Source organism: Peptoniphilus sp., assembly GCF_022767005.1.
Taxonomy (GTDB): Bacteria; Bacillota; Clostridia; order Tissierellales; family Peptoniphilaceae; genus Peptoniphilus_A.
Window position 1 is genome coordinate 1 of record NZ_JALEOV010000051.1, and the last position, 18880, is coordinate 18880.

General features: G+C 27.4%; 20 protein-coding genes. 16 read left to right on the plus strand and 4 right to left on the minus strand.

What is annotated here, in order from left to right; all coding sequences use genetic code 11:
- Positions 1-252: 252 nt before the first annotated feature.
- From MR285_RS03990 to rlmD, 6 genes are all read left to right on the plus strand, one after another.
- Positions 253-534: a DUF503 domain-containing protein gene (locus MR285_RS03990; protein ID WP_293558257.1), complete on the plus strand. Its 282-nt coding sequence runs from the start codon at positions 253-255 to the stop codon at positions 532-534.
- Positions 535-544: 10 nt separating this feature from the next.
- Positions 545-1189, plus strand: a complete 645-nt coding sequence (nth, locus tag MR285_RS03995) for an endonuclease III (protein ID WP_293558259.1) — start codon at positions 545-547, stop codon at positions 1187-1189.
- Positions 1189-2577, plus strand: a complete 1389-nt coding sequence (locus MR285_RS04000) for a VanW family protein (RefSeq protein WP_293558261.1) — start codon at positions 1189-1191, stop codon at positions 2575-2577. Before nth ends, MR285_RS04000 begins: the two co-directional genes overlap by 1 nt.
- A 216-nt stretch (positions 2578-2793) precedes the next feature.
- The gene (locus MR285_RS04005) at positions 2794-3375 is read left to right on the plus strand and encodes a hypothetical protein (RefSeq protein WP_293558263.1); all 582 of its coding nucleotides are present in this window, start codon (positions 2794-2796) and stop codon (positions 3373-3375) included.
- Positions 3366-4193, plus strand: a complete 828-nt coding sequence (locus tag MR285_RS04010) for a S1-like domain-containing RNA-binding protein (RefSeq protein ID WP_293558265.1) — start codon at positions 3366-3368, stop codon at positions 4191-4193. The genes MR285_RS04005 and MR285_RS04010 overlap by 10 nt, the downstream gene beginning before the upstream one ends.
- Positions 4180-5466, plus strand: coding sequence for a 23S rRNA (uracil(1939)-C(5))-methyltransferase RlmD (gene rlmD, locus MR285_RS04015; RefSeq protein ID WP_293558267.1), 1287 nt, complete (start codon positions 4180-4182; stop codon positions 5464-5466). The genes MR285_RS04010 and rlmD overlap by 14 nt, the downstream gene beginning before the upstream one ends.
- Positions 5467-5583: 117 nt before the next feature.
- On the opposite strand, the gene MR285_RS04020 is transcribed toward rlmD, so the two are convergent.
- Genes MR285_RS04020 through MR285_RS04030 form a run of 3 tightly spaced genes read right to left on the minus strand, consistent with a single transcriptional unit; the run spans position 5584 to position 7962 of the window.
- Positions 5584-6300 carry an ABC transporter permease gene (locus MR285_RS04020; RefSeq protein WP_293558269.1) on the minus strand — a complete coding sequence of 239 codons (717 nt, stop codon included), beginning with the start codon at positions 6298-6300 and terminating at the stop codon, positions 5584-5586.
- Between the two features lie 10 nt (positions 6301-6310).
- Entirely contained in the window at positions 6311-7063 is a 753-nt protein-coding gene (locus MR285_RS04025) for a hypothetical protein (protein WP_293558271.1), read from the minus strand.
- Complete coding sequence (locus MR285_RS04030) at positions 7063-7962, minus strand: ATP-binding cassette domain-containing protein (protein WP_293558272.1); 900 nt, start codon at positions 7960-7962, stop codon at positions 7063-7065. The genes MR285_RS04025 and MR285_RS04030 overlap by 1 nt, the downstream gene beginning before the upstream one ends.
- 151 nt (positions 7963-8113) lie before the next feature.
- Between MR285_RS04030 and MR285_RS04035 the strand changes: the two genes are divergently transcribed.
- Together MR285_RS04035 and MR285_RS04040 are read left to right on the plus strand one after the other, a co-directional pair.
- On the plus strand, positions 8114-8815 hold the full coding sequence (locus tag MR285_RS04035; protein WP_293558274.1) for a response regulator transcription factor: 702 nt from the start codon (positions 8114-8116) through the stop codon (positions 8813-8815).
- Complete coding sequence (locus MR285_RS04040; protein ID WP_293558276.1) at positions 8816-10108, plus strand: HAMP domain-containing sensor histidine kinase; 1293 nt, start codon at positions 8816-8818, stop codon at positions 10106-10108.
- A gap of 474 nt (positions 10109-10582) precedes the next feature.
- On the opposite strand, the gene MR285_RS04045 is transcribed toward MR285_RS04040, so the two are convergent.
- Positions 10583-11143 carry a 6-carboxytetrahydropterin synthase gene (locus MR285_RS04045; RefSeq protein ID WP_293558278.1) on the minus strand — a complete coding sequence of 187 codons (561 nt, stop codon included), beginning with the start codon at positions 11141-11143 and terminating at the stop codon, positions 10583-10585.
- A gap of 140 nt (positions 11144-11283) precedes the next feature.
- Between MR285_RS04045 and MR285_RS04050 the strand changes: the two genes are divergently transcribed.
- The 8 genes from MR285_RS04050 to MR285_RS04085 all read left to right on the plus strand — a co-directional run.
- A complete protein-coding gene (locus MR285_RS04050) occupies positions 11284-12090 on the plus strand; it encodes a helix-turn-helix domain-containing protein (protein ID WP_293558280.1) in 807 nt (268 codons plus the stop codon).
- 424 nt (positions 12091-12514) lie between these two features.
- A complete protein-coding gene (locus tag MR285_RS04055) occupies positions 12515-12967 on the plus strand; it encodes a GNAT family N-acetyltransferase (RefSeq protein WP_293558281.1) in 453 nt (150 codons plus the stop codon).
- Between the two features lie 29 nt (positions 12968-12996).
- Positions 12997-13605 (plus strand): class I SAM-dependent methyltransferase, encoded by a 609-nt coding sequence (locus MR285_RS04060; protein WP_293558283.1) that lies wholly within the window; start codon positions 12997-12999, stop codon positions 13603-13605.
- A 338-nt stretch (positions 13606-13943) separates the two neighbouring features.
- Entirely contained in the window at positions 13944-14594 is a 651-nt protein-coding gene (locus MR285_RS04065; protein WP_293558285.1) for a response regulator transcription factor, read from the plus strand.
- Between the two features lie 52 nt (positions 14595-14646).
- Positions 14647-15153, plus strand: coding sequence for a GNAT family N-acetyltransferase (locus MR285_RS04070; RefSeq protein WP_293558287.1), 507 nt, complete (start codon positions 14647-14649; stop codon positions 15151-15153).
- A gap of 60 nt (positions 15154-15213) precedes the next feature.
- Positions 15214-16074 carry a HAMP domain-containing sensor histidine kinase gene (locus tag MR285_RS04075; RefSeq protein WP_293558289.1) on the plus strand — a complete coding sequence of 287 codons (861 nt, stop codon included), beginning with the start codon at positions 15214-15216 and terminating at the stop codon, positions 16072-16074.
- A 51-nt stretch (positions 16075-16125) separates the two neighbouring features.
- A complete protein-coding gene (locus MR285_RS04080) occupies positions 16126-16806 on the plus strand; it encodes an ABC transporter ATP-binding protein (protein ID WP_293558291.1) in 681 nt (226 codons plus the stop codon).
- Positions 16799-18880 (plus strand): ABC transporter permease (locus MR285_RS04085; protein WP_293558293.1); only part of this gene is annotated, 2082 nt, incomplete at its 3' end. The genes MR285_RS04080 and MR285_RS04085, both read left to right, overlap by 8 nt.

The following is an 18880-nucleotide window of genomic DNA, read 5'->3' on the forward strand; positions in this document are numbered from 1 at the left end:
CCTGCTATAATTGGAGAAACTTTAGAAGAGAAAAATATCATCGAGGGATATGAAAACCGAAGAGAAATAAATAAGATTAGACAGAGAAATAATGCTCAGATAAAAGAATTTCTAAAATAGATTATGTATAAAAATTGCACCTTTGCGGTGCTTTTTTATATTTAATTTAATGCTTAATTTAAAATATTTTAAAATTAAATAATTTTAAACATCAGAGTAAAAAATTTAATTTCTTATGTTATAATTTTAATTATGATAATAGGAATATGTACTTGCGAAATATTTATTTATAATGCAAATTCTTTGAAATCAAAGAGATCCGTTGTAAAAAGTATTATCGAGAAGTCAAAAAATAGATTTAATATTTCAATTGCTGAAGTTGGAGAAAATGACAAGTGGCAAAAAAGTGTAATAGGATTTGCCACAGTATCCAATGATAAAAAAATTGTGGATGAGACTATGGAAAATATTATACATTTTTTTAATAGTTATAGTGAAATTGAAATTATGAATATAGAAAAAGAAATTTTGTAAAGGGATGAATATGAAGGATATTTTAACTCATGAAGAGGCTGAAAAATGCCTAGATATACTAGAGGAAACTTACCCAGATGCACATTGTGAACTTGAACATAATAGTCCCTATGAACTTTTAGTTGCAACAATATTATCTGCACAATGCACAGATATTAGAGTTAATAAAGTTACTAGTGAGATGTTTAAAAAATATAATACTCCAAAAGATTTTGCTTATATGGATATAAAAAAACTTGAAGGACTTATAAAAGAATGTGGAATTTATAGAAATAAGGCAAAAAATATTAAGGCAAGCTCAAGTGTTATTTTGGAAGAATATAATGGCGAAGTTCCCAATACAATTGAAGAACTTATGAAACTACCCGGTGTTGGCAAGAAAACAGCTAATGTAGTTGCCTCAACGGCCTTTGGTGTACCTGCAATTGCAGTTGATACTCATGTTTTTAGAGTTAGCAATAGGATTGGTTTTGTTCACGAAAAAAATGTAGAAGCCACTGAAAGGGCACTTCAAAATAAAATTGATAAAAATAGATGGACTAAGGCTCATCATTTGTTTATATTTCATGGGAGAAGATGTTGTACTGCAAGAAATCCAAAGTGTGAAATTTGCACTATAAATAAAATTTGCAGGTATTACGAGGGTGATTGTTGATGGAAAATTTAGGAACAAGAATTCTAAATATTAATAAAAAGATATTAATTATAGTTGCAATTATTTTGATGATTATTTTTATGTCTGTTATGTACTTCACTCAAGAATATATTAATCCCAATATACACAAAGGTGTAAAAATTGAAGGTGTAGATGTTTCAAATTTATCAAAAGAGGATGCATTAAAAGAGGTTAAAACAGTTACAGATGAATTAATCAAAAATAAAGTTGTAAATTTTTATTATGATAATATTAATTTAGCTGTTCCATTAAGAGATTTTGGTTATGAATTAAATTTACAAGATGCAGTAAACTCTGCCTTTAATTATGGAAGAAGTGAAAATTTATTTTACAATTATTTTGATATAGTTAAGAGTTCAATATTTAAAAAGAATTTTATTGCAAAATCAAATATAGATAATGCAAAGCGAGAAAAAATAATTATTGATATTGGAAATAAGATTTTTAAAAAACCAGTTGATGCCCACCCAATTATTAATTCTGATAAAAGTGTAAAAATTGCAGAATCTGAAATTGGAAGGTACATGGATATTGATGAAGCCAAAAAACTTATTAATTTAGATATTTTGCATGAAGAAAAAATAGAGCTTCCAGTTTATAAAACTGAGCCAAAGATTTACTCAAATTATTACGAAGGTATAGACAAAGAACTTGGTAATTTTGAAACAGACTATTCTTCTTCAGCGAAAAATAGAAAAGAAAATATTAAGCTTGCTGCATCAAAATTTAATAATATGAAATTAAAGCCAGGAGATGAAATTTCTTTTAACAATGTTGTTGGAGAAATTTCTCCAGAAACAGGATTCAAAAACGCAACCGTAATTGTTGGTGGAGAATATGAAGACGGTATTGGTGGAGGAATCTGTCAAGTATCTACAACTTTATATAATTCATTAATATTATCAGATCTTGAAATTATAGAAAGACATAATCACTCAAGGCCTATACACTATGTAGATCTTGGAACAGATGCTGCAGTTGCAAGAGGTTATAAGGATTTAAAATTTAAAAATAATACTAGTAATCCTGTTTTAATTTTGTCAGAAGCTAATGGCGAAAAATTAAATTTTAAAATTTTAGGAAATGCTGCAGACAGAGATTATGAAATAAAAATTATTCCTAAACTTTTAGAGACAGTGAGCCCAGGAGTTGACACAATTTATTCAGATAAATTGCCAGAAGGTGAGTCCACTGTAAAAGATAGCGGAGCTAAGGGTTATTCATACAAAACTTATAAAGAAATAATAAAAAATGGCGAAGTTATTGAGAAAAAAGAAATTTCAAAATCTTACTATTTACCAAAGGATAAAGTTGTGGTTGTTGGAACAGGGACATCAAATAGTGATGATGATAAGGATAAAGATTGATAAGAGCTTAGGCTCTTATTTTTTTATCAAAAATTTTAATAATATTTTATAATTCCAATTTTTAAGTAAAAGTTATTTGTAGCAATTCATAGTTAATCTTGATTTTATTTATCTTTACAAACACTGTTTTATCAGGATATTGTGAATCATTTTATTGAAATTAGATTAAAAATTCAAGACATATAAAAATACTTGTAGTTGTGATAAAATAGCAGTATGAAAATATTTAAGAGATTTAAGAAGAAAAAGTCAATTTATAGAATTCTTTGGGAAAATAATTTTGATTTACAAAAATTAGAAGAGATTGATGATTTTAATTTATCTGACGGAAGTTATGAACTTTCTATTTTGAAGGGCGAAAAAGAAATTAATCAAATTAATACAAGAGAGATAAACAAAGCTGTTGACGATTATTATCTAAGGAAAAATGAAGCCATTGATGAATTTGAAAAATTTTTTGGAGAACATAGAGCTCTAGAATCCGAAAGAAATTTTTTGACTTTTTTGCTACAAAAAATTGAATTTGACGAGTCAAAACTAGTTGGGCTTTCCATTTTGCTTATGAGAGATTCAAAGGTAGAAGAATGTGTAAAATTTGGAATGCTTCTTACAAAGTATTATAATCTCGTTGAAGTAAAAAGAGCATACGAAATATTTTTAAATTTATTAAAGCATCCTTCCTTTATTTATTATGGTATAGATGTTTTGAAAAATATGGATTATGGAATAATCGATGATTTGTACGATGAAACCACAGAAATTGGAAAAGAAATAATAGAGGAGAAAGCATGGAATTAGGAAAAGTACAAAAATTAAAAGTTGAGTCAAAAATAAATAAAAAAATAGTTTTAGCAGACGACGAAAATAACAGAGTAAATCTTGCAAAGGGCGAAGGAGAAAAATTAAAAGTTGGAGATGAAGTTGAAGCTTTTGTCTACAATATTCACGATGAATTTGAAGCAACTTTAAAAAAACCCTTTGCACAAGTTGGCGATTTAAAAAAATTGAAAGTAGTTGACAAGGCAAAAATTGGATACTTTGTTGACAATGGCATTGGAAAGGACATCTTCCTTCCCTTTAAAGAAAGTTATGGAAGATTAACAGTTGGCGAAGAATATCTTTTATATTTATACCACGATAAGAGCAATAGACTTGCACTTACAATGAATATTAAAGACAAACTTAAAGTTAACGAAAATTACAAAGTAAATGATATAGTCAAGGGTACGATTTATAGCATTGGAAGACCTGGAGCTTTTGTTGCAATTGAAAATAAGTATGATGGAATGATTCCTGCTGAAGAAATCAAGGGGATTTATAAAATAGGAGACGAAGTAGAAGCTAGAGTTCAAAGAATTTTACAAACTGGATTTATAACATTGACTTTAAGGGAAAAAGCATATAAGCAAATTGATGCCGATGCAGATTTAATTTTAGAACTTTTAGAAGACAATGGTGGAGTTCTTGAACTTGGCGATAAATCTAATCCAGAAATTATAAAAGATTTGACAGGACTTAGCAAAAAAGCATACAAGAGAGCAGTGGGACATCTTTATAAAAATCGACTTATAAATATTTATGATACAAAAATAGAGTTGAGACATGGAAGAAAATAAATTTATAAGAGAAATAATTGACTTTGACTTCAAAGGACTTGGAATGACAAAAGTTGATGGACTTCCAGTATTTTTAGATGGTGGAGTAATTGGAGATGAGGTTGAATTTCTCGTAACTAAGAAAAAGAAAAATTTCTGCAAGGGAGAAATTCAAAAAATAATAAAAAAATCCAAGGACAGAGTAAATAGCCCCTGTCCTTATTTTAAAGATTGCGGAGGTTGTGACTTTTTAAATTATTCTGACGAAAAAGAATTAAAGTGGAAAGAAAAAGATATAAATAAAAATCTAAACAAAATTGCAGGATTAGATATAAAAGTTCAAGAAGTAATTGATTCGCCTGAAAAAACTCATTACAGAAATAATATGCAGTTTCAAGTTCGAGATAGCATCATAGGTCTTTATGCAAAAAATTCTAAGGACATAGTTGCTATAAAAAATTGTATAATGCAAAAAGATATAGCCAATGAAGTATTAAAGATAATGTGGCGATTCAAAAAATTAAGAGAACTAAAGAGAATTGGAATAAGGACAAACTTTAAGGGAGAAGTTCTTTTAATACTAGTAACAAAAGGTGCCAAAGTTGAAATAAAAGATATACTTCCAGAATTAATTGATGTGGGAGTAAAATCAATTTATCTAAATTACAATACAGGAGATAAATTTCATTATTCAAGAGAATTTGAAAAAATTTATGGTGAAGATTTCATCGAAGAAAAATTATTAGACATAAATTATAGAATTTCTCCAGAATCCTTTTTTCAAATAAATAGATTGGCAACGGAAAAATTATATGAAAAAGCCATAGAATACTTAGATCCTAAAGCAGAAGATAAAATTTACGATTTATATTGCGGAGTTGGTTCAATATCAATATCAATTGCAAAAAAGCTTACAAAAGTAATAGGAATAGAAATTGTAGAAAGTGCCGTAGATGATGCAAGAATTAATGCAGAAAATAATAATATAGAAGCTAGATTTATAAAAGGCGCAGCTGAAGAAACAATAGAAAAAATTTATAGAGAAGAAAAAATTTCACCAAATAAAATAATAGTGGATCCACCGCGAAAAGGACTAGATGATAAATTAGTGAATTTTTTGAAAGAAAACCCAGTTGAAAGCTTAGTGTATATCTCATGTAACCCGGCAACACAAGCAAGAGACTTAAAATCTTTAAAAGAAGTATACAAAGTTAAAAAAATAGCATTAGTAAATTTATTTCCTAATACCGCTCATGTGGAGTGTGTCGCATTGATGTCAAGGAATAGAGTATAGATCATCTATTTCAGACTTCTACTTATATTAAGCGATATTAAAATAGCTTTTATCGCAAAAATTGGGTGATGCATTTGTATGCTTCACCCATCAATTTTTAGTCTATCATTTACATATTTACTTTTCATACTTTAACGATTTGTTTGCAAGATAGGAGAATACAATTATCTCTACAATAGCAAATGCAAATAATAAAGTCAAAGTTTGTGTATTAATAAACCTTCCATTATTCAGCTCTAGAGAGAGGTAGTTAAGACCCATGACCTTTGCTAAGAGAGTAAATATATTTTGTGTGGTTAAAGCAAAGCCTAGTATTGATGTAAAAGTCGATAAAAGAACTATTATGCCCAGCGATTTTATTTTTATTGCTAAAAATTGAAAAACAAAAATCATAGGAATTGAAAGTACAATACTAAGACTTATATAGTAAATGTAAATTCCAAAATCTGTATCAGAAAAGTGACAAATAAACTTTCCTTCAAGATAAAATAAAAGTAGAAAATACATCTGTGTCAAAGCAATTATAAGTAAAGATAAAATTCCCTTAGATATTATAAAGGATATATTCTTTATTGGGCTAATTCGTATTAATTTTAGATTAGTCTTATGCTCTACGGACCATAGACTTGCTACGACTATTGCTATAAGAGGTATAAAGAAAAATGAAAAGTAAAACAAAGTTACTTGCGTCCAAAGACTTTTCCATTCAAAGCGTAGTATTTCAATGTTATTAAGATAGTTTATTAATCCAAAAATATTGGCAAGTAATGGTATTATAATTGATGCCAACAATAAGTTCAAAAATTTTGTTTTCTTTAATTCTAATATTAACATTTTGTCCTCCTTATTCTTTTTCTAAAAGGAATTTTTTCATGTTCTTCATGTAAAATATACTGATTACTAAAAATAAGAGTGCTATTATTGGGATATAATATTGTAATGGATTTAATATTTTTATAAATTTATCTCCTTCTTTGATATAAGATATATTCATTAGGCAAGAAATCCAAGCAAAAGGATTTATATAGCTTAGCAATCGAGATGTTAGCATACATATGATTCCGGATAATGCTCCAATAATTGACAAAAAAGAAGTAAGATAAACTTTTTTTGTCTTCATTTCAAGGATCATAAATAGAGCAAGGAAAAATAAATTGATAAACAAGATTGCTATAAATAAAAGCAAAAGTCTAATTATAACGTCCATATTAAAAACAAAATATTTTGATTTTTCTGAAAGAACAATTAGGAGTATCCATTGAATAATCTGCAGTAATAGTAATTTAGAAGATAAATTTTTAAATTTATTTAATAAAATATCTGTAACTTTTTCTCCCAAGCGAATTTGTAATTGCCACATATTGTTTTTCTCTTCAATTTCAATTACTTTTTTAGCCAATGAAGATATCAAAATTGGATTGACCAATAAGCTAATAAAAAAATATGCATCTAAAAGCTCATATAAAAAATATGCAGAATTTAATGCAGTTCTGGAAAAAGTAACTCCTACTGGAATCAAGGTTTGAGATGCAAAAATTATAAACAATAAAAAATTTATTCCTAGCTTTTTATTTTTTTTACTTTCTAAATTTTTCATTATTTAACTCCTTTGGTTTCTGCTATAAATAGCTTTTCAAGGCTTTCCCTTTCTTCTTCGATTCGATAGATGTCTACTTTTCCGTGTAGATAATGAACAATTTTTCCAATTTCATCATTAGATTTTTTTCCAAGGATTAGTTTTTTATTTTTAACATTTTTCTGAGAAATATTTAATAGGGAAGCGGTTTTAATATTATCAGATGTTTCAATGGAGATAAATGGAGGATGAATCATTCTATAATCAGAAAGCTTTCCATTATAAATTAATTTTCCACTTTTTAATATCCCAATATGGGTAGATATTTTTTCTATTTCGTCTAGGATATGAGATGAAATTAAAATGCTAGCGGAAGAATTCGTCACAATATTATTAAATAGATTTCTCATTTCCTCTATCCCCTGTGGATCTAGTCCATTAATAGGTTCATCCAGAATTAACATTTTGGGATGTCCAATTAAAGCGATAGCAATCCCAAGTCTTTGTTTCATTCCAAGCGAGTATTCTTTAGCTTTTTTATTTGCAGCATTTGTAAGTCCCACAAGTTCTAATGTTCTTGTGATTTCATTTTTACTTATATTTTTGAGCATACAAATAATTTCTAAATTTTCGTACCCTGTGAGATGTTCGTAAAAAGATGGATTTTCTATTAAAGCTCCAAGGACTCTATTGAACTCTTTTTGATTTTTTTTATTTAATTCTTTTCCAAATAGGAAAATTTTTCCAGAATCTTTTTTTACAAGACCTAAAATTAGTTTCATCAATGTAGATTTGCCGGCGCCATTAGGTCCAATCAAACCATAAATAGAACTTTCTTCTATTTCAAGATTTTCAATATCCAACACACAATCACTTGCATAAAATTTTTTCAAGTTTTCAACCTTTAGTATGTTATTCATAATATTTCACCTTCCTTAAAAGTATTTTAGCAATTAAAAATAAAGATATAATTTCAGCAAGATCACTTTTACATCACAAATTGAAATATTGAGTGATATTGACTAGAGAATTAAGAAAGTTATTATATAATAAAATAAAAGGAGAACTAATATGATTGAAAATAGAGAACAGATTATTTTAATAATTGATGATGACAAGGATTTATTGGAAAGCTTATATAAATACTTAGTAAGTAAGGGATACAAAAAAGTTCTAACTGCAAAAAATTTAGCAGAAGCTGAATTTAAAATCATCAATAACAACTTGGATCTTATCATCTTGGACTTAATGTTGCCAGATGGAAGTGGCTTTGAATTATTAAAGAAAATCAGAAAAAAATCAAGAGTACCTGTAATAATTTTATCAGCTTTAGATGGAATTGAAGATAAAAGAGAAGGTTTTGGAAATAGGGCAGATGATTATATTGTAAAACCATTTTTGCCTGAAGACCTTCTATGGAGAATAGAGGCAGTTCTTAGAAGAAGTTTAGGCTCAATGTCAGAGAGTAGAATAAAGTTAGGTAAAGTTATCTTTGATAAAGAAAGGGCAATGTTAATTAGAAATAATAAGGAAGAAAATTTAACTGCTAAGCAATTTCAAATTTTAGATCTTTTGGCAAACAATTTGAACAAAATTGTATCAATTAATCAAATATTAGATGAAGTATGGGGAGAAACTTACGGCTATGAGAATACACTAATTACCCATATTTACCGAATACGAGAAAAATTAGAAGAAGACCCCAAAAATCCAAAAATTTTAGTAACACTAAAGGGTTTAGGTTATAAATTAGTTTCTGATGAGGATGTTTAAATGCTTAATTATATTTTAAAAAGATTTACAAAAATTGTTGTTCGAATTATTTTGTTATTATTTGTTCTTGTATTAATGTTGTTAAGTATACTTTATGTTAGCTATAAGAGTAGAGCTAATAATCCTTATCCCAATGAAGTATTTGATTTTGTAGACAAAAATAAAAGCGAAATACTTTTAAACGAAAAAAATAAAAAATATTTAGAAGAGAGAAAGATTTGGGCAATTAGGATTAATAAAAATGGAGAAGTAATTGAAAGCTTTAATAAACCAAATGTGGTAAAAGATAAATTTGAGATTACAGATATAGCAAGATTTACTAGGTATTACTTAAATGACTATCCAGTCTTTACTTATATATTAGGAGACGGATTAATAGTATTTGGCTATCCAAAAAATTCCTTTGACAAGTTTCCAATAAATTTTGTGGATTATAAAAATTTTAACTTTAATCTAAAGTTATCAGCTCTCTTTTTACTGATATTTTTGTTTTTAGTATACTTAATGTATAAAATAGATGTAAAAAATATCTTTAAAAAGTTAGACCCTGTACAAAAATCAATAGAAGAGCTTTATGAAGAAGACTTTGATCCGTTAGAAGAAGTTGGCGAACTTTCAGATCTATCCAAAACAATAAATGATGCAAATATGAAGTATCACGACTTGAAATCAACACAAGCAAAGTGGATTAGGGGAATTAGTCATGATATAAGAACACCTCTTGCAAAAATAGCTTGGGGGCTAAATGAAATAAAAGAAGATAAAAATTTAGAAGAAATCATGAAAATTCAAGATCAAGTACTAAAAATCTCCAATATAATAGAAGATTTAAATCTGACAATGAGTATTAGTTCACTTAGTAAAGATAAATTTACCATAGCAGACCCTGTACCTATACTTAGAAAATTAATAGTTGAAAAATTAAATGAATTTCCTGATAGAGAAATAATTTTTGACAATGAGCTAAAGAACGCAAAAATAAATATGGATAATAATTTATTTTATAGAATGGTAGAAAATGTATTGAAGAATTCATTAACCTATACAGATGGAATAATTAAGGTATCAGCTTACTCTTTGAATGATAAGATATTAATTTCCATTGAAGATGAAGGTCAAGGAATAGAAGAAGAATTAATAGAGAAAGTTCAAAAATCGGATATAAGTCATGTGACAACTCATGGAATGGGATTATTTATATCAAAACAAATAGCGGAAATTTTAGGAGGAAGTATTTTAATTGAAAACACTTATCCAGGTGTCAAAGTATTATTTCGCTTTGATTTAATTTAAAATTTATAAATGCTAGTTTAAATAATTTTTCGATTTTAAGTTTAGATTGATTCCCACATACAAATTTTTTGAAAAATCTCAAATAATAACCATACCGACCACTCAACACACGTTGAGTGTATAGCATTGATGTCAAGGAAATAGAATAAAGGTTAAAATTGATTTAGAAGTTTTTGAAATATACACCCAGTGACGACAAGTTAAGAAGGGGGAAAATATTAGCGTTTTATTCAACGAACCTCTTTGTACACATTTATGAATTTAATTATATTAGGATGGTAAACACATTGGAATAAGCAAAAGTTATAAATATTGAATAATATCTAAAAATTAAAACAACTTTTATCCTCAATTATGGATAAAAGTTGTTTTAAAGTAAAAACTGTCAGTGACACAAATACCATCAAAAGTATTGTAATAGTATTTGTAAAATATCCCGATCTTAAGTACCGTTTAACACAATACTTTACTTTGTTATTTTCTGTATCCGCATTTTGGACATTTGCCGTCTTCTAAAAGGATGCCGCATACTGGACATCTGTCCTTGATTCCACTTACTTCATAAGTTTCTGAAGCTGCATTGTCTCCGCTTGTAAAAGTGATCTTGGCAATGTTTAGCTTGTCTTTTAATAGTTCATGAACTACCTTAATCATTCCTTCTGTTGTTATAGTTTCCTTTGTAACGACAAGTCTACAGTCAGGATAAGCTGTTGCTAATTCTGTTTTAAAAGCTTCTCCCTTCATGGTATTTGTAGGTGTTCCATCTTTGATGCCTTGTTTTTCATAGACATCTAAAATAGCAGGTAGAAGAGGATCATCTTCTCTAAGGATTAATGCGTGGTCGAAATTCTTCATTACATCCCAAGCGATCTTCTTGATTTCATTACATGGAAACACCATGTTAACTCCCATGTTTACAGAGTCTTCAACTTCAATTGTAAGAGTTCCTGAATGCCCATGAAGATACGCTGCTTCACCACCAAAACCATAGAACCTGTGTGCGTACTGTAAATTAAAACTAGTTATACTTCTCATTTTTTACCTCCTATATTTAAAAATTCTGGCAAGGTCTTGTAGAGTTTCTTGCCTTGTGATAGTATTATAATGTAAATAATTACGATATAATAGTACTTTAGAAGCTAAAACTAATACAATATTATTTTAAGGTGAAAATCATGATAGAAATAATTACAGGGGAAGCTTTGATTCATAGTGTAAGGGACAAAATATCCCATTGGCATGACAATATTGAAGCTATTGATGTTATAAGGGGTAGAGCATACTGTTTGGTCGCAGGTGAAAAATATAGTCTTGAAGAAGGCGACATTTGCATTGTAAATAGTAGAGCCATTCATAATCTTATGACTGATGACAAGGATTTATATATAAAAAGATATGAAATATCTAGGGAGTTTTTTACAAGAAACGAAAAAATTTACAGAAAATACATTGAAAAGCTCATAAATGACGAGAGATTTTCTCATATTATTTTGAAAAAAGAAGACTATAAAACAGAGGCCATTAGAAATATTTTTGAATCCATTTATGACTTTGTTACCAAAAAACCAGTAGGATATGAGCTTGGAATAGTAGGCATGGTTCATTTTTTTATGCAAAAAGTATTTATCTACTATGAAAGCTCAAAAAATAAAAAAACTGTAAGTCAAGACAATTTTTTATTTAGAAAGATGTGTGACTTCATCTACACAAATTATATGAATAAATTGACTTTGGAGAATATTGCAAGTATGGGCAATGTAAGCAAGTCAAAGGCAATAAATATATTCAACAAGTACGCTCAAAGAAGTCCCGTTGACTTTCTAAATCTTTACAGATTAAAGGTGGCATCGGAAAAGTTAAAGGATACAGAGCAGTCCATATCAGAAATTGCATTGAACACAGGCTTTAACCAACCTTCATATTTCAATAGGCTATTTTTTAGGGAGTATAATATGACTCCAAGTGAATATAGAAAATCTTAATGATGCAAAATTAAAAGATAAGTCCTTCACTTGTTTTGTTTGGACTTCTTTTTTGCTATATCCAAATATGATAAATGGACTATGAAAAATAAGACACAATTTTTTTAGAAAATTTAACTATTTAAAGTTTATTGAATTATCTTTACTTGACTTGTTAATATATACCATAATATTGCAAAAATTCATTAATATAAATGGAAACAGGAACTTTATGTATAAAATTATACAGATGTTTTATGGGAAATGACAGATGTTGCTAAAATACAAAGTACAAAATCTTCAAATAATACTGAAGAAATTTATACAAATGAAGCAAGACTAAGAGAACTGTACTTATTGATAAAAAATAGATATTTTGGATATCATATTAATTTTTATTGGAAAGGGTATATTATATAATATAAATTTAAGAAGGGAAGATACTATGGAATTTATCGAGTATAAATATAGTGAAGACAAAGAAAAATTATTAAAGTTTTTAGAAAATGCAGAGTGGAAACCAGGACCTTTAACTGCCAAGAATATTAAAGATGGAAAATATGAAGAAAAATTTGGCGAAGATGGTGGGCTTTTCTTTTATTTAGAAGATGACAGTCCACTAGCTTTTGGAGCTTTAGTTAAAGAAGATTATATAAGAAAACCAGGACTTAAGCCTTGGATTGCTATGATTTATGTTGATCCTAAAGCTAGAGGAAATAGATTATCAGAAAAAATGATTTTATTTTTAGAGAATAAGGCTAGAAAATTAGGCTATGATAAGGTCTATATTGTTACACAACATAAGGGTCTTTATGAAAAATATGGATACAAACTTCAAGAAGTAATCCACGGAAGTATACATGGTGAAGATTATTTTTATAAGAAATATCTTAAATAAAAAATATCCTTTATAAGTAGAAGAGTGTAATGTTTAAAGGTTTCTTTGAGAATGTTATTAAACCAAAAGATAGTTTTGCTGGTAGATTTATGTTAAAAAGCATGAACAAAGGTCATGAAAGATTGGCAAAATGGGGAAGAAGTTTTTTACAAATTGATAAAGAGGATATCATCTTAGATTTAGGATGCGGTGGTGGCCGCAATATAGAGTATTTTTTGACAAGGGCATATAAAGTCTATGGAATTGATTATTCAAAAGCAAGTGTAGAAATGGCAAGCTTTCTAAATAAAGATGCAATAAAAGCTGGAAGATGCAAAATCATTGAAGGAAATGTACAAAAAATCCCTTTTAAAGAAAAGTCCATAGATATAGTTACTGCTTTTGAAACCATATATTTTTGGAATAACATTGAGGATTGTTTCAAAGAAATCTACCGTGTATTAAAAGATGAGGGGCAATTTTTAATTTGCAATGAAGGTGCATTTAGAGAACAAAAAAACATTAAAAAATGGGCGGATATGCTGAATTTTGAAGTATATTCACCTGAATATTTAACAAGAATTTTATCGCAAATAGGATTTATTTGTGAATATCATTTGGACAAGAAAAGGCAATTAGCTTTTATAGCAAAAAAATAAATATCCTTAATATTCATTAGCATCTACAAAAGTAGTTGCTATTTTTTTATTTTGTAATAATAAATGTAATTTAAAGATATTAAATTTATAGAAATTTAAGAAAAGATCAATGCAAAAATTTTTATTGGATTTAAGTGAAAAGTACAATAAAAAATAAATAAAATAATTTTTTAAAAACATTTTAAATTAAAATAAATTTTACGAGGCTAATTTTTCTATATAGAGTCTGTTTATAATATAAGTTATAATTAATATTATTCAAGGATTGTAGAATAAATAATTAAGCACAATTTATATTATATAGATAGAATTAATTCCTAAAGTAAGAGGAGTAAGTAGTGAAACGTATTTTAATTATAGAGGATAATAGAGAAATTGCTTTACAAATGAAAAAATATTTAACAAATGAGGGCTATGCTGTGAATATCGCATCTTCATATTACGAAGCAATCTATAATATGAATGTTGATGTAGATGTAGCTCTTTTAGATATTAATCTTCCAGATAAAGATGGTCATCATTTAATAAAAAAACTAAAGAAAAAGGATATAAGAGTAATAGTTACTACAGTAAAAAATGATGAAGACTTTATTATTGCCTCGCTAGATCAAGGGGCGGATGATTATTTAGTCAAGCCCTTTTCTTTAGCTATTCTTAGAGCAAGAATTGATGCTGTACTTAGAACTATTGTCTTAGCTGAAGATGAATCTATTACATATAAAGACATAAAAATAGATTTAATTAAATCAGAGGTCTACTTTAAAAAAGAACTAGTAGAATTAACAGCCCTTGAATATGAGATTCTTTTATTATTTATCAAAAATCCTCACAGAGTCTATACTAGAAGTCAACTTTTAGAAATGTTTTGGGAAGACAGGGATAAGTTTGTCAATGACAATACTCTAACATCAACTATCAAAAGAATAAGGGAAAAGTTGAATAAGGAAGTAATAACAACTGTTAGGGGAATAGGATACAGAATGGATTGAAATTTATAATTTTTATAGATAATTTTTTACAGTATATATTATAGGAGAACTTATGAAATTAATTAGACCACATAGGAAATTTATCCAAAGTTATATTGAAGCAATTGAAGAAGATGAGTTATTTAGACCAAATGCTGAAATGATTTTTAGTGAACCCGAGACAATCATAGAGCGTTCTTATAATTTTGAACATGGTATAAACTTGCCTATAAATTATGTTAGAGCAACTGCATTTTGGCTGATAGACAAAGAAAAATTTATTGGTGAAATTAATATTAGGCATGAATTAAATTCTTTTTTAATTAATTATGGTGGAAATATAGGATATGAAATTCGACATTCTGAATGTTTTAAGGGATATGGAACAAAAATGCTCTCTATGGCACTTATCTATTGCAAAGAAACATTGAATCTAAATAAGGTTTTGATTACATGTGATGATGATAATATTGGATCAATAAAAATTATAGAAACTAATGGTGGAATTTTGGAAAATAAAGTGAAAAATAGTTTATTGAGAGGAAATGTTATAACAAGAAGATATTGGATTAATATTTAAGAAAAAATCTATTTTAATCTGTAACAATATTTAGAGAAATTGGATATAGGAGATATTAAGATGGTATATTTATTTTGGGCAATTAGTCTTTTATTTCTTTATTATATCTTAGAAAATAAAAAGAAAAAGAGAATTAATGAAATTATAAACTTAATTGACAATATGAAAAATCAGGACTATAAAATTCCGATGAAGCAAGATGATTTTTCGATTTTAGAAGATAAAATTTACAAGATATTTATAGAAATAGTAGAGGCAAAAGAGATAATTAATAAAAATAGCGAAAAACAAATTGAATATTTAGAAGATATTGCTCACCAAATAAAAACTCCTATCACATCAATGCTTTTTTCCATAGAAAACTTGGAAATAGACTATCCTAAAAATGAAAATATAAGGATCTTAAAAAGACAAATTCTAAGATTAAATTCTCTTACTGATATTTTATTAAAACTTTCGAGTTTAGATGCAAATAAGGATATGATGAAAAACGAGAAATTCAGCTTGCAGGAATTAGTTGACTATGCTTTGGATAGTTTTACTTTAAAGAAAAATATTACATTAGAAATTGATGATACATTAAAGGAAAATATAATTTGTGGCGATTTTTATTGGTTAGCAGAAGCTCTTATAAATATCTTAAAAAATGCTAATAATAGAATGGCTTGTAATAAAATTGCCATAAGCTCATCAAAAAATCCTCTTTATACAAGTTTAGTAATTTCAGATAATGGTGGAGGAATAGAAAAAGAAAATATGACGAAAATATTTAAAAGATTTTATAAAACACCAGACTCTAATGGATTTGGGATAGGACTTGCCATGGTAAAAACTATTGTAGAAAAAAACAATGGAGAAATTTCTGCAAGAAATACTGAAGATGGTGCAAGTTTTGAAATTAAATTTTATAATGTCACCTAAAAATCACTTTAATTTTATACACTTGCCACAAGTTTATAGAAGGAGGCAAGTATGGAAATATTAAAAGTTGAAAATTTAAGAAAAGAATATGGAGAGGAAAATAATAAGGTCGTAGCCTTAGATGGTATTGACTTAACAATTGAACGAGGCGAATTCGTCGCAATCGTAGGACCAAGCGGGTCGGGAAAATCCACACTTTTACATATCATAGGTGGAGTAGATAGTCCTGATGATGGCAAAGTATATATTGATGGAAATGATATTTCAAAGTATTCATCAAAAGAATTAGCTTATTTTAGGAGAAGAAAAGTAGGCTTAATTTATCAATTCTATAATTTGATACCAAATTTAACAGTTAGACATAATATAGAACTTCCGCTAAAGCTCGATAAAAGAAAAATAAATCAAGATGAATTCCTAGATATTGTCAGAAAACTTGGAATAGAAAATAAGTTAGAAAGCTTTCCAAGTGAACTATCAGGAGGTCAACAACAAAGAGTAGCCATAGCTAGAAGTTTAATATATAGTCCATCAATAATTCTAGCAGACGAGCCCACAGGAAATTTAGATAGGAAAAATTCTAAAGAAATAATAGAGATTTTTAAATATTTTAATAAAACCTTAAAACAAACCATTATTTTAATCACTCATGATGAAGAAATAGCTTTGCAGGCAGACCGTATCATTACAATAGTCGATGGCAAAATAGTAGGAGATGAAATAAATGAATAAGAAAAACTTTCCTATTTTTATCTCACTATTTATTGTAAGTTTATTTTTTACAGTAGTTTTTTATTATGGTTATACAAATAAACAAGCTAATTATAGAAATATTATGTCATCTAATTTTAATCATGCTGAAATTAAAAATAAATTATCAAATGAAGATGTTGAAAAGCTAAAGTCAATTAATGATATTAAATTAATTGGTAAAATTTCCCTTGATTCTGATAATGCAAAACTTAATAATGATTTAATAGTCATTAATTATCAAGATGAAGCGATTAATAAAATGAGAGAATTTTCAAGACTTCAAAAAGGAAGATTTGCTGAAAGCAAAGATGAAATAGTATTGTCAGAAAGCTTTATAAATAAAAATAAGCTTAAACTAGGCGATAGAATAGAACTTGAACTAGGCAAAAGATTTTTAAATGGCGAAGAGATAGAACCGACAAGTCCAAATACAGGTAGGGATAAATTTAAAGTCACTTCTATTAAAAGTTATACAATAGTAGGTATTTATGGAGATGTATACAATAAGTATAGTAGATTAAATTTTGCTCTTGGATTGCAAGAAAATATGACTAAGTTTAGAACATTTATAAAGTTTAATTCCTTTGAAGAAGCTTATAAAAATAGGGCTAAAATTCAAGAGAAAATAAATAACAAACTTGGCAGAAATGTAGATTTAAAATTTTCAGAAAGCCTGATAAGTTATTACGGAGTTGAAGATGAACCTTCACAAAATATTATGAGTAAAGCAGTTATTGTATTGTCGATTCTTGGATGCATAGTCTTATTTATATTTTTTATAAAAAATATTTTTTGGGTTTGGGGACTTAGAAAAATAAGAGATCTTTCTATATATAAATCCATAGGATCGACAAATTCACAAATTTATTTACTGCTTTTAAAAGAAGGATTACTAATAGCTATATTTCCAATACTTTTAGGTCACTTATCTGGTTTTTACTTTATATATAATCTTTATAAAAACATCCAAAGAGGAAATGGAGTAAGTAGTTTTGAAGTGGTCAAGTTTAACCCGCTATTAAGTTTAGCAATACTTTTAGTATCCTTTATAATTGTAGCATTTGCTATAAAATCACCTTCTAAAAAAATTTCTAAAATTAATATAATTGATGGAATTAGAGGTAATATTGATTTTTCTAAATCCAAGAAAAAAAGGGCGAAAAACTTATGGCAAGAGCTAAAACTTAATAACATGGCTTCAATAAAATCACAAAGATATATTTCTGCTATAGGTATAATTATTATTTCTGTATTTATAATTGTAATAGGTATTGCAAATTATTACACAGATTTTAATTCCTATGATACTGAATATAATATTTCAGTTGACTATTTTAGTGAAAAAAAAGAAATTCCAAAAGTTTTAAAAGATATTGTTTACGAAATTCCTAATAAAAAAGCCTATATAAGCAAAGAAAAACATGTTAATGTTAAAAATAATAAAGAATTTTCTAGTGAAGCTAAAAAGGCAAATTTAGATCAAGAAGTTGAAAAAAATATAAAAAAACATAAAGCAGAAGGTATAGATGGTTTCATAATTGCATTGGAAGAAAGTGACTTTAAAGAACTTGGGGGAAATAGGGGAGAATTTATACTATACAATAGGATTCAAGAAGATTCTAGTGTACCAATAAGAAAAGCTAAAATGATTAAATATTTTGAAAATCCTACAAGCCTTGATATAAGTTTTTCAAATGATTATAAAAGGAATATTAAAATTGCAAAAACAATTGAAGATTTAGGGAAATATAAATCTAGGGTCTTGCCTTTTGATGTAAATATTTATACTGATTTTGACACATACTTTAATCTTATGGAAAAATCAAAAGATGAAAAATATAAGAATTATCCATTTAAATTAAATATGAAAGTTGAAGATTCTAAGATTAATGAGGCAAAGAAATATATAGAGACTATTATTAGAGAAAAAATTTCTCCTGAAGACAGATTCAATATTACAACAAGTCAAGAGGTTGATACCAATCGTGAAAAAGACATAAGGTCATTTATTAAACTTACAGCAGCCATAGCATCAATAATATTTGTATTAAAT